Annotated in this window: 12 protein-coding genes; 7 read left to right on the forward strand and 5 right to left on the reverse strand. The window is 42.5% G+C overall.

Going from position 1 to position 11,783, the window contains the following annotated elements; translation table 11 throughout:
• Nucleotides 1-81 precede the first annotated feature (81 nt).
• Entirely contained in the window at nt 82-978 is an 897-nt protein-coding gene (locus IM475_RS11000; protein ID WP_287727569.1) for a LysR family transcriptional regulator, read from the forward strand.
• 93 nt (nt 979-1,071) lie between these two features.
• Here the strand turns inward: IM475_RS11000 and IM475_RS11005 are convergent, their stop codons facing one another.
• The 3 genes from IM475_RS11005 to trxA all read right to left on the reverse strand — a co-directional run bounded on the left by IM475_RS11005 (nt 1,072) and on the right by trxA (nt 2,473).
• Nucleotides 1,072-1,689 carry a CP12 domain-containing protein gene (locus tag IM475_RS11005; protein WP_008199826.1) on the reverse strand — a complete coding sequence of 206 codons (618 nt, stop codon included), beginning with the start codon at nt 1,687-1,689 and terminating at the stop codon, nt 1,072-1,074.
• Between the two features lie 53 nt (nt 1,690-1,742).
• Nucleotides 1,743-2,069, reverse strand: coding sequence for a hypothetical protein (locus IM475_RS11010; protein WP_002751596.1), 327 nt, complete (start codon nt 2,067-2,069; stop codon nt 1,743-1,745).
• An 80-nt stretch (nt 2,070-2,149) separates the two neighbouring features.
• Nucleotides 2,150-2,473, reverse strand: a complete 324-nt coding sequence (gene trxA / locus IM475_RS11015; protein ID WP_002778933.1) for a thioredoxin — start codon at nt 2,471-2,473, stop codon at nt 2,150-2,152.
• 274 nt (nt 2,474-2,747) lie between these two features.
• Between trxA and IM475_RS11020 the strand changes: the two genes are divergently transcribed.
• The 4 genes from IM475_RS11020 (at nt 2,748) to IM475_RS11035 (ending at nt 6,550) form a co-directional block, all read left to right on the forward strand.
• Nucleotides 2,748-3,188 (forward strand): recombinase family protein, encoded by a 441-nt coding sequence (locus IM475_RS11020; protein WP_353737447.1) that lies wholly within the window; start codon nt 2,748-2,750, stop codon nt 3,186-3,188.
• A gap of 238 nt (nt 3,189-3,426) precedes the next feature.
• Entirely contained in the window at nt 3,427-4,599 is a 1,173-nt protein-coding gene (locus tag IM475_RS11025; protein WP_287727570.1) for a CBS domain-containing protein, read from the forward strand.
• Between the two features lie 239 nt (nt 4,600-4,838).
• Nucleotides 4,839-5,381, forward strand: a complete 543-nt coding sequence (locus IM475_RS11030) for an NUDIX hydrolase (protein WP_287727571.1) — start codon at nt 4,839-4,841, stop codon at nt 5,379-5,381.
• A gap of 227 nt (nt 5,382-5,608) precedes the next feature.
• Nucleotides 5,609-6,550: a hypothetical protein gene (locus IM475_RS11035; RefSeq protein ID WP_287727576.1), complete on the forward strand. Its 942-nt coding sequence runs from the start codon at nt 5,609-5,611 to the stop codon at nt 6,548-6,550.
• A 213-nt stretch (nt 6,551-6,763) separates the two neighbouring features.
• Here the strand turns inward: IM475_RS11035 and IM475_RS11040 are convergent, their stop codons facing one another.
• A complete protein-coding gene (locus IM475_RS11040; protein ID WP_287727572.1) occupies nt 6,764-7,705 on the reverse strand; it encodes a TIGR04168 family protein in 942 nt (313 codons plus the stop codon).
• 185 nt (nt 7,706-7,890) lie between these two features.
• Here IM475_RS11040 and IM475_RS11045 point away from each other — a divergent pair, with 185 nt between their 5' ends.
• Nucleotides 7,891-8,088, forward strand: a complete 198-nt coding sequence (locus IM475_RS11045; protein ID WP_016515731.1) for a hypothetical protein — start codon at nt 7,891-7,893, stop codon at nt 8,086-8,088.
• 1 nt (nt 8,089) lies between these two features.
• Here IM475_RS11045 and IM475_RS11050 read toward each other — a convergent pair whose 3' ends face one another.
• Nucleotides 8,090-9,256 (reverse strand): cysteine desulfurase family protein, encoded by a 1,167-nt coding sequence (locus IM475_RS11050; protein ID WP_287727573.1) that lies wholly within the window; start codon nt 9,254-9,256, stop codon nt 8,090-8,092.
• Nucleotides 9,257-9,444: 188 nt separating this feature from the next.
• Here IM475_RS11050 and IM475_RS11055 point away from each other — a divergent pair, with 188 nt between their 5' ends.
• Entirely contained in the window at nt 9,445-11,532 is a 2,088-nt protein-coding gene (locus IM475_RS11055; RefSeq protein ID WP_287727574.1) for an NACHT domain-containing protein, read from the forward strand.
• Nucleotides 11,533-11,783: the final 251 nt, after the last annotated feature.

Genomic DNA, 11,783 nt, shown 5'->3' on the forward strand with positions numbered 1-11,783 from the left:
ACTCGTTCCCCTCCATTCCTGCTTCTGTTTAGCAAAGCTCCTCAAGGCAGTAACAGAAGTGTAGCTCTCTAGAGGCCTCTCTTGATTCACGCCACTTTACATCAACTGATCGTCTTTGAAGCGACGGCTCGTCATGGCAGTTTCACCAGGGCTGCTGAAGAACTATTGATCACCCAACCCACGGTTTCCACCCAGATGAAACAACTGACTAAAGCAGTGGGTCTGCCCTTATTTGAACAGATAGGCAAACGTTTGTATTTAACCGAGGCCGGACGCAGTTTATTAGTAACCTGTCAGGCAGTCCTCAAGGATCTTGATAACTTTGAGATGGCGATCGCTGATATCAAGGGCATTAAACAGGGTAAACTGCGTTTAGCGGCGGTATCCACAGCCCAATATTTAATCCCTCAGATCCTAGGTCCTTTTTGTCAACAGTACCAAGGGGTAGATGTGTCCCTAGAATTGACCAATCACCAAGACCTAGAAGCAAGGATTATCAATAATGTCGATGACCTGTATATTTTAAGCGAACCCCCCCAAGAGCTAAACCTCGAGATTCAACCGTTTCTGGAAAATCCCCTTGTGGTTATTGCGCGCAAAGATCACCCCCTAGCGGGACAGAAAAAAATTCCGATTAAACGGCTGCAAGGGGAACCTTTTATTATGCGGGAAATGGGATCGGGAATTAGACGGGCAGTACAGCAAATTTTTCTCGACCATGGCATCACTGTGTCTCTGCGTTTGGAAATCGGCAATAATGAAGCCATTAAACAAGCGGTCGCTGGTGGTTTAGGAATTTCGGTTCTGTCTCAGCACGTCTTAAATTTAGATCCTCCCAATGGGGAATTTACCATCCTTGACGTGGAAGACTTTCCCATCCAACGCCATTGGTATGTGGTTTATCCCAAGGATAAAAAACTATCCGTGATCGCCAAGACTTTTCTTGATTATCTCCTCTCAGGGGAATTAGGGGCATAAGTACCCACAGACCCCCGATCAAGTCGAATTCGGTTGGGAAAACCGATCAGCGAAATCCTCAAGGCGATCGATTCTCCCAAAACCCGCCAGGATTTAATCCTCATAAATGCGGCACTCTAAGGCATCGGGATTGGCTTCGCAGTAGGACTGAAGTGAGTTATTCCCCTGTTTTTTGACCCGTTGATGGGAGGCTTCCGCCTGGAGTTCCTCCACCACATCCCAGGCTGCGGCGCAATCGGGAGAGATTTCACCCTTGGCCGCACAAATTGCCCGTGCGTCTTCCCGGGCTGCTTCAATTTCATCTTCAATGAACAACCGCTTGGGCTTTTCAACAAAGTCGCTCTTGAAGAGAATATCACTGACAGAAATAATGCCCAGCAAAGTTTTGCCCTGAATCACTGGTGCGCGGCGAATGCGGGTTTGAGCAAATAACCGAGCCACATATTCCACCCCCAGTTCGGGATTGACGACCACACAGGGCTTGGCCATAATTTCATAGACCCGCATAGTTTTAGGATCGTGGCCAAAGGCCGCCACTTTGTAAACGATGTCGGTTTCGGTGACAATTCCATAAGGATCCTGTTCATGGCGAGGTTCGACAATCAAACCCCGCAGTTTTTTTTCTTTCATCAATTTCACGGCATCGGCAACCGTTGCCGAACCACGAATGGTGACAACGTTTTGGGTCATAATTTCTTGAGCTTGCAGCATAGGAGTTGGATGGTGTTGTTAAATTAAAGAACTGGTATAAATGCAAAAGTTGACTAGGGTTGTCCCGATAGCAATTTCCTAGACTCTTGTGGGCTGAGTGCCACTTTGAACACAGATGACAAAGACCAATGGGCGATCGCTGGTTGGGGCTGGGGCGGCATGGCCGCCGCTGTGTTCCCCTGAATGCCTGGAGCATAGGCCTCCAGCACAGCACCGTTTTGCCAACACATGGCGATGAAATAATCACACACTGGGCATTCCGTCTGAGCAACCTGCCGGGCTGGACACTTATATCCTGCGGGCAGGCGATCGCTCAAGAGCCGTTGAGCTACGCTGCCACAGTTGGGACACCGAATTTCTATAAGCTTGTTCATCGCCATACCTCAAAATTGAATAGTGATGTGAGAAGGAAAGGGTCAACGTCGGACGTTTGCCCAGAGTGTTTGTTCACGGTGGAAGACTATAATTGTCGTTCTACGGCTGCCGTAAATTCTTCATAGGGTTTAACCCCAACTAATGTTTCTATCAATTTCCCCTGTTTAAACACCATGACAGCCGGAATACTTTTAATTCCAAAGCGTTTGGCCACGGGTTTGTTACTGTCTAGGTCAAGTTTGAAGACTTTGGCGCGATCGCGATAGTCATCGGCCAATCGATCGATCAACGGTGCCACCAGTTTGCAAGGTCCACACCAGGTTGCCGTGCAATCTACCACCAACAGTGATTCACTCTTTAAGAGGGAATCAAATTCAGTTTCATCTTGAATAAATGTAGCCGTACCCATGTTTATATCTCCAGATTGATGCTGTGTAACTTAGTACAAATTCTCTGATCGCTGCGTTTTACAATATAAATTCAGCTTTGAACCGCTCCTCATCTAAAAATGCTTGGCCTTTGACCCTTTAACTTTGTCCGCCTCCTTGGGGTATCGTCTATAGTTTGGTTGTCCCAGACATCGATGGTGACATCTAGTCCCTGCTCATGCAGGGGTTTTAATTTGTAAGTCGTCATCGGCTGCCCCCAATCAAAACAAATTTGCGACGTTAAGTTGCGATAATATGGTTTTGCAAGTTATTGCATTTAGATACCCTATGACAGCGACCCCTTCCAACGATTTATCTGCCTGGGAGCGGCTAGAACAAGGCAGACAAGCAAAAGCAAGCAACGGTGGTTATGCGGGCTACGGCTCCCCTGCCTTTGGACAACGATCGATCGATGGGGAATTAGTGGATGATCCGGAAGAGTGCCGGGTCATTGAACTGATTCGCCGTCATCACAAATCAGGGAAATCCTTGCAGAAGATCGCCGATTGGCTTAATGAACAGGGCTACACCACCAAACGCGGTCAACCATGGCAGCGTATTTCCGTAAAGCGGGTGCTGGATCGACTTTATGGAAAGGTGTCCAGAATTTCCGGAGTAACCCTTCAGGCCGACCAGAACCCGGAAGTACTCACCCCAGCGTCTGGTGATGCCGCCCCTGAAACCATTAGAGGCTGAATAACCGCTAAATAAAAAGTTTCAGGCTTTAACCTGTTACATCCCTCTATGATACACCGAAGTGGGTCTAAAATCTTTACGAGTTTAATAAAAATTGTAACAAAACGTTACATCTTTTAGGAAAAAGTTAAATGACGCTACACTTTGAGATAGTTTTAGAAAGGATTTTGGCAACTCTGAGAGTCTGGGTTCTTTGCCCAGTGGCTGTTCTGTCTATCTTGGCCTTTGTGATTGCAGGATGGTGCTGATGTCCCTCGATACACCTCTGAGTTGGGCCCCCGATCTGGAAAAGGCGATCAATCGCCACCCCTTGACGGTGCCGCCAACCACTTCCCTGGCAGATGCGATCGCTATGATCGGCCAGGCCCATAGTCGTCTGTGTTTACTCACCGATGACCTATCCCCTCTAGCTGCTCCAGCCGGAGAAGCGCGTGTTAGCTGTCTGCTGGTGGTGCAAGGACAAGAGTTATTAGGAATTTTGACGGAACGCGATGTGGTGCGACTCACCGCCCAAGGGATTAACCTGTCCGAGACAACCGTTGCCGATGTGATGGTACATCCCCTGATCACGTTGCCCCAGCAATCTGCTCAAGACATTTTTGCCGCTCTGTTTTTGTTTCGGCGCTACCGCATTCGCCATTTGCCGATTGTCGATGACCAAGGACACTTAATCGGGGTGATCTCCCATGAAAGTATTCGCCAGATATTGCGTCCGGCCAATCTGTTGCGGTTTCGTCGCGTATCGGATGTGATGACCAGTCAAGTGGTACAGGCCCCACTCACCGCCACAGTCTTGCAATTGGCCCAGTTAATGGCGGAACATCGTGTCAGTTGTGTGGTGATCACCCAACGAGATTCAGAGGACAATGACTGCCCGGTGGGTATTGTGACAGAGCGAGATCTTGTCCAGTTTCAAGCAGTTCAAATCGATCTGCACAAAACTAGGGCCCAGACGGTGATGAGTACGCCCTTATTTCTCCTCAGCCCCGAGGATTCCCTGTGGACGGCCCATCAGGAAATGCAAAAACGGCGGGTGGGGCGTTTGGTGGTTTCTTGGAACTGGGGTCGGGGGTTGGGCATTGTTACACAAACCAGTCTGTTAAGGGTTTTTGACCCGATGGAAATGTATGGGGTGATTGAAAATTTACAACAAACCATTCAACAGCTAGAGTCCGAGCGATCGCCCTTCCCTCCTTCTCCACCGGCGGACTTATTACCCCAACGGACCCGCACCCCATCAGAAAAAGAGAGCGCTGGCGATCGCGAATTATTACTGGCCTTGTTAGACAATGCCTACAAAGACGTAAAGTATATGTTGGCTAACTTAGATATTGTCGTCGAGCAGCGGCGATCTTTGCTTCAATCTGTTCTAGATAAGCTTGCCCACCTCGGTCGTAAAATTAGCTCTTAGATAACGGGCTTGCTTCTATTCATACTAAATCTGGTTAAGTAGCTGGTTATAATTAAATTAAAAATGGATTTTAGGTTCGATCCCCCCTTATTCCCCCCTTGATAAGGTAGGGTTGATTCATGAATCAACCCTACCCTTAATAAGGGGGGCATCTGATAATTTTTAACGCCTACCTACTTACTTATAATTATCTGCGAAAAAAGTTTAGTAATTTCACTGCAATTATAACAGGATTGTCGATGACTAATTTAAAAAAATGGCAAATTATTAAATCTGAGCTAGTTTTTCATAATCGTTGGTGTCAAGTCCGTCAAGACGTGGTGAAGTTGTCCTCTGGACAAGTTATCGACGATTATTTTGTTAATATTCGTCCTGAAATTGTGTTAGTTGTTCCAGTTACCGGGGATAATCAATTAGTTTTTGTCCGTCAATATCGTCACGGAGTTAAGGAAATTTTATTAGAATTTCCCGCCGGAGCAGTAGATGCGGGTGAAGATAATATTACTGCGGCAGCGCGTCGAGAATTCGAGGAGGAAACTGGTTATCAAAGTGATTCTCTAATACCTCTAGCTGTTTTGTATGATAATCCCGTTAAAGATACTAACAGAATTCATATTTTTTTGGCTCTTAATGCTATCCCCATCGGTCAACAAAAGTTAGATGTTACCGAGGAAATTGAAGTTATTCTTCGACCTTTACAGGAAATTAATCCCCAGGAAATTACTGTCTCTGGTAGTTTAGCTGCTTTCTATTTAGCGAGGGATTTTTTAAAGCAAAATTAAGGAGTTATAGCAGTTATATTAATAGGGATCCAGTTGTCAGGAGATTATTTTTATTTATTCTCCCCAATTCATAATTGATAAGTAAGTAGTTATAATTAAATTGAAGATAGATTTTGCCTCTGATCCCCCCTTAATCCCCCCTTGATAAGGGGGGTGTCTAACAACTTTTAACAGCTACCTACTTAATTCATAATTCATAATTCCCACTGTCTATGAGTAATTTTTTTATGATTGCTGGCTTTATTCTATCAGCTTATGCGATTGTTGCCAACGATTCCCTACAGACTTTAGGGACTTTTTTAAGTGCCAATGAAGAACGTCCCTGGTGGATTTTATGGCTGTATTCCAGTATAATCTTAGCCTCGATTTTTATCGCTGGTTGGTATATTAATCAGGGAGATGTGGCCTATAATCGACTAGAAATGATTCCCTTACCAGAAAATTTTACTTGGATTTATATCGTTCCTCCCTTAGCAATTTTAATTCTCACCACTTGGGGAATACCCGTGAGTACAACCTTTTTAGTTTTAACAGTTTTTGCTCCCCAATCTCTAGATGAAATGTTAGTTAAATCCGCTTGGGGTTATGCTCTTGCTGTTATAGTGGGGTTAGTCATCTATCGAATTATTTATCGATTAGAAAACTTTTTCCTAGAAACAGTTAATAAAGAACCTCAAAAAATCTGGGTAGTTTTACAGTGGTTATCTACTGGGTTTCTCTGGAGTCAATGGTTAATGCAAGATTTTGCTAATATTTTCGCCTATCTTCCCAGAAAGTTGGCAGCAATATGGTTAGTTTTATCTCTAACAGTTATGCTACTCCTGCAAACCATCATTTTTATTAATCATGGTGGTCAAATCGAGAAAATTGTCACTAGCAAAACTAACGCCCATGATCCGCGTTCTGCAACAATTATTAACTTGATTTATGGCTTAATTTTACTGTTTTTTGTTGGCTATAATCATATTCCCATGAGTACCACTTGGGTATTTTTAGGTTTATTAGGAGGTCGAGAAATTTCTCTGACTTTAACCAGAGAAACCCCTAATTTAGCCGCCACGGGTAAATTGGTTTTAGGGGATGCCTTGAAAGCTTTTATCGGTATGATTGTTAGTGTTGCTATCGCTCTTGCTTTACCTCTACTCGCTCAAAAAATTAACTATCTATAGGGAATTATAAATTATGAATTATAAATTATGAATTATAAATTATGAATTATGAATTATGAATTATAAATTATGAATTATGAATTATGAATTATGAATTGGGGAGCTTTTTTTCAGTTATCAGTAAACAGTTAACTGAAACCTGACATCTGATAACTGATAACTGATATTAGTGGTTGTACCGCATAAGATTAAGAAAAGGTCTATTTTCAAAACTTAAGAATAACAAGATTGAGGAGATAGGCGATCGATTGACGCTCCGGAGTGATAAAGTTTTCTATTACTGATAATCTCGAAATTATCATTCAACCAGATTAAAGATGCTTCTGTGACTAGACCTTCTTCAAGAGTGACTAGGGAAAAATTGCGAGATTTACCCCTATCAGAGTGGAGAATGCGAGGGACACTCGCAGCATTTAGATAAACAGTTCCCATCTCGGAAGTGACCACGGGATTGCGTAAACGGGAAGTAGTATGACGGAGACGGTGGTGCATATGACCGAAACTGACGAGAGGAACCTGTTTTCCTAATAGCTGTGCTTGTTCGATGGCCGCTGCTAAATCCGGATCCCCGTGGTCCCCTCCCAAGGGTTGCCAATCGCGACCACAGATAGCTTCCGCTTCCTTTCCCAGTCCAGCCGGACCATTGTGACCTAAAAAAATCAGGTTATTATAGGCAGTATCTTGAATATTAGCGATAATTTTGGCAGTAGATTCGGCAAAACTGCTGATATTATAGCGTTCTTGCAAAAATTCTCCATTTTTCCACTCGGATCCCCCCCAAGTAAAGGGACGACCCCCAACAATCGAAAGCTCTAAACTGGGTAGGTCTAGTTTTGAGTAACCCACATGGGCAACCCCTAATAATTCTAACTGAGCGGTGACACGATCTTCTTTATCGCGATCGTAGGGACATTGCTTTCGTCCCCAGGGGGTGGCACTATACCAAGCGTCATGATTACCGAGAATAACGGCTTTTGGTAAGGACAAACTAGCAATCCGACCGACAATTTCTAGGGATTCATTGCCAAAATCGCCGACAAATAGGGCTAAATCCACTTGTAAAGCTTCTAAAGCTAAATTATCTTCTATTTCCCATTGGTCGTGAACGTCACCGATGACGGCGATTTTATAGGTGCGAGGGAAAGAACTTACCATTACCAGTTATCAACTATCATTTACCATTAAAGATCATAACTAGGATTGGTAGTCGAAAACCGTGGGCAAGAAAGAGAGATTTTTTCTCAAACTACCAATGAAAAGGTAAAGATTTAAAACAAAGTTACCCACAGTCATCGGTTTTTTTGTAAATTTAGATACAGAATTATCAGGGTGATCTGTGTATGTCTTTACTACAATACCGCACTACTGCCGTTGTTACTTGCCCCCAAGCAAACACATGGGTACAACTCAGAATGCTTCCCTCTCCATACAGCTTTGATGAAGCGCTACTACTCTGTGAACAGGATCAGGGCCGTTGGGTGGCATGGATTCCCGATTTTGGCGAAATTATCTTGATCGAAGGACAATTTGAGGCATAAACTAACTCTTGCTTACAATTAAAGCAGATAAACAGCGATCGATCACTTGTTTTAATACTAGAGCCGTCCAATCGATATCGGCCGCGCTGGTGTCCCTTCCCAGGGTTAGACGAATTCCCGCTAGTGCCTCTCGATCGCTGTAGCCCATAGCTTTTAAAATTGGACTAGGGGAAAGTTTGCCACTATGACAGGCGGACCCAGAACTAATGCCGATTCCTGCTAAATTAAGCTGACGAACTAGCTGTTTTCCCGTGATGTGACTGTCATCGTCCGGACGGACAATAAAGCTGACGTGGTGGGGTAAACGATAGAATCTGTCCCCCGTGGGCAGCAGATAAGGATAATCGGCTAAGAGGTCAAATAATCGATCTCGCAGACCCATTAAACGCATTTTTTCGCTAATTAAGTCTTTTTGGGCTAATTCGGCCGCTAAACCGAAAGCTGCGATCGCTGGTACGGCTGGGGTTCCCGATCGCAGGCCTTTTTCCTGACCACCGCCCCGCAGTAATGGTAAAATATCGACACCGGCTCTGATGTATAAAGCTCCCGATCCTTGCATTCCATAAATTTTATGGCTGGAAAGAGATAATAAATCTACGGGCAGTTTCCGCACATCAATATCGCATCTTGCCGCCACCTGCACCGCATCGGTGTGAAAAAGCACTCCCCTTTCTCTGGCAATGCGGCCCAATTCTTCAATCGGTTGTAGAGTTCCCACCTCACTTTGTCCGTAAATAATGGAAATTAAGACCGTATCGCTTTGAATTGCGGCTTTTAGGTCTAAAGGATTAACCCTACCTTGACGATTGACGGGAAGACGAGTAATTTGCCAACCTTGCTGCTCTAATTGTTTACAGGGTTCAGCGATCGCCGAATGTTCCACACTAGAAATAATTATATGACGGGGGCGGTTATACTGTTGAGCAACCCCGATAATCGCTAAATTATCGGCCTCCGTGCCGCCAGAAGTAAAGATAATCTGGTCTGGATTGGCATTAATTAACCCTGCCACCTCTTCTCTGGCCATTTCGATGACTGTCGCCGTATCCTGTCCCCAAGTGTGTAAACTGGAGGGATTGCCCCAATGATGCCGGAGAATAGTGGCAACCCGCTCGATTACTTGGGGATGAGTGGGGGTAGTGGCACTATAGTCAAGATAAATTTGCATTATTTTACAATCTGAGAAATGAGAGTCAAGAAAGGCAGCTATTCTCAGTTTAGCCGTTTAAGAGATTAGAAAGCGGGTTTCTTTAAGAAACCCGCTTTCTGGGTTGTTGAGAAACCCGCTTTCTGAGTTGTTGAGAAACCCGCTTTCTGGCTTATACTAAGCGTCAGAGGGTTTACAGGGGTTAAGTTATGACAGGAATTGAAACAACCATTGTAACGGCATTGACTAATAATTTTATTGGTCAAATGATTAAATCGGGGTGGGAGGGTATTAATAAAAATGAGTTATTGAATAAAGATGTCGGGCAGCTTATCAAAGAAGGAAAGTATCTTTTTTTGCGGGAATATACTCAACGTTACTGGGATCGGCACGGCATGATTAAGGTTTTAAAAATGTCTAAGCCGATGGATTTGGAGTCAATTTATGTTAATGTCAAATGTTTAGGAAATTTAGTCAGGGATTATTATGATGAAAATTTAGAAAATAAATATCGTGAGAGTAAGCAGCGACGATTTAACTTTAGGGATGATGGTAAAAAAGATGGTTTACTGTTGGCTAATCAAGAACAATATTTAATGGTACTTGGTGATCCCGGCATTGGTAAATCTACATTTTTGCGAAAAGTTGGGCTAGAAGCTCTCAAGGGAAATAAAGACAGTTATCAGCATTCTCTAACACCTGTTTTACTGGAGTTGAAAAACTTTAAAGAAAACGAGATTAATATTCAGGCATTAATTGAAGAGGAGTTTAAAATCTGTGGTTTTCCCAATGTGGAAAAAAATATAAGCAATAAACTAGAAAAAGGGGAATTACTAATTTTATTAGATGGTTTGGATGAAGTGCCAACAGCTAATGTTTATAATGTAATCGAGAAAATCAAAGATTTTGTAGATAGGCATCATAAAAATCGTTTTATTCTCTCCTGTCGCACTGCTGCTAGAACTCATCTTCGACAATTTACCGATATTGAAATTGTCGAATTTGATGATCAGCAAATTCAAAGTTTTATTGAACATTGGTTTAGTTCGGAATTAGATCGCAAAAATGAGACAGCTAAAAATTGTTGGGAACTGTTGCAAAAGGAGGAGTATAAAAGTGCAAAAGAGTTAGCCCATACACCGTTATTGTTGACTTTTTTGTGTTTGGTTTATGATGAAAATCAATCTTTTCCCACAAATCGCAGTCGCCTTTATCAAGATGCGTTACGAATTTTATTGGAAAAATGGTCAGCCGAAAAACGTTTACCTAATCGCGGTTTAGTTTATGAAAATCTCAGTATTGAGCAAGAAGAAATTTTGCTATCTGAAATTGCTTATCAGAATTTTGTAGCAGATAAACTTTTTTTAGAAAAACGAGAAGTTGTTAAGCAAATTAAAGATCACCTTAAACAAAACTTAAATGCTCCGCAACATTTAGACGGCGAAAAAGTATTAAAAACCATTGAAATTGAACAGGGAATTTTAGTAGAGCGGGCGAGAGATGTCTATTCTTTTTCTCATTTAACCCTTCAGGAATACCTCACGGCTCAGTATATCTATGATAATGATTTGATTGAAGAAGCAGTTAAGAATTATGTAACAGAAACTCGTTGGCAAGAGGTGTTTTTGTTAGTGGCGGGTTTGATGCGAGGGCGAGGGAAAGCCGATAAATTGTTATTAGCAATGGAGAAAGAAGCTCAGGAATATGCGAAGAATGCCAAATTATCTAAATTTCTTGTTTGGGTAGAGCAAGCAACTGGTGAATTAAAAGAATCGGTTAAACCCTCTGCAAAACGCTCGATCATTCTTTTTGACAGATTAAATAAAGGGATTAATTTTACCAACCGCTACAATGCAATAGAGTATAGTATGTATAATAATTACATAGATGATACTCCACAATTTGACGAACCTTTCCTTCAGGAATTAGATAAATTAAGACAAGAATATGTTGGTATTGATGTTTTGTATCACATTCATTATGGACATTTGTTAATCAGTGAACAAATGCCAAGTGAAAAAACAGTAATACATATTTTTGCATTGATTGGTTCAATTACAAAAAAAATACTAGGACAATTAGAATTTGATCAAATCTCAGCATTTTATGAAAAAATAATTCTAGATTTTTATAAGCAAAGTCCGATTGGGTTCTCTTCTTGGAGAACACCTGACTGGATTATATTTCAAAATTATCTATACGTTAATGAATTAATGCTAAGTTGCCAAAAAGTGGCTGTTAATATTTCCCCTACCGTCTGGCAAGAAATCGAAGACCGAATGCTCCGCATTTCTTAACTTCTACTTTTTTTCTCAAATCTTGCCTTTCCAATTGCATGAGATTAGCGAATATTAACACTATGAGGATTGGGAGCTTCAAAAACCTTGCATTACCATTTTTATAGAACATAGGGTTTGCTGAAAAAGTACGGGCGAAGCATTCGGATAGAAAATCTACGGTTTCACCGATAAGTTATTGTCCGAATGCTTCGCCCCTACAGGACGCGGAACCATGAAGACGCAAGGTTTTGAAGCACGATTCTCTCAGA

The sequence above is a fragment of the Microcystis sp. M061S2 genome (genome assembly GCF_020245605.1).
GTDB lineage: Bacteria > Cyanobacteriota > Cyanobacteriia > Cyanobacteriales > Microcystaceae > Microcystis.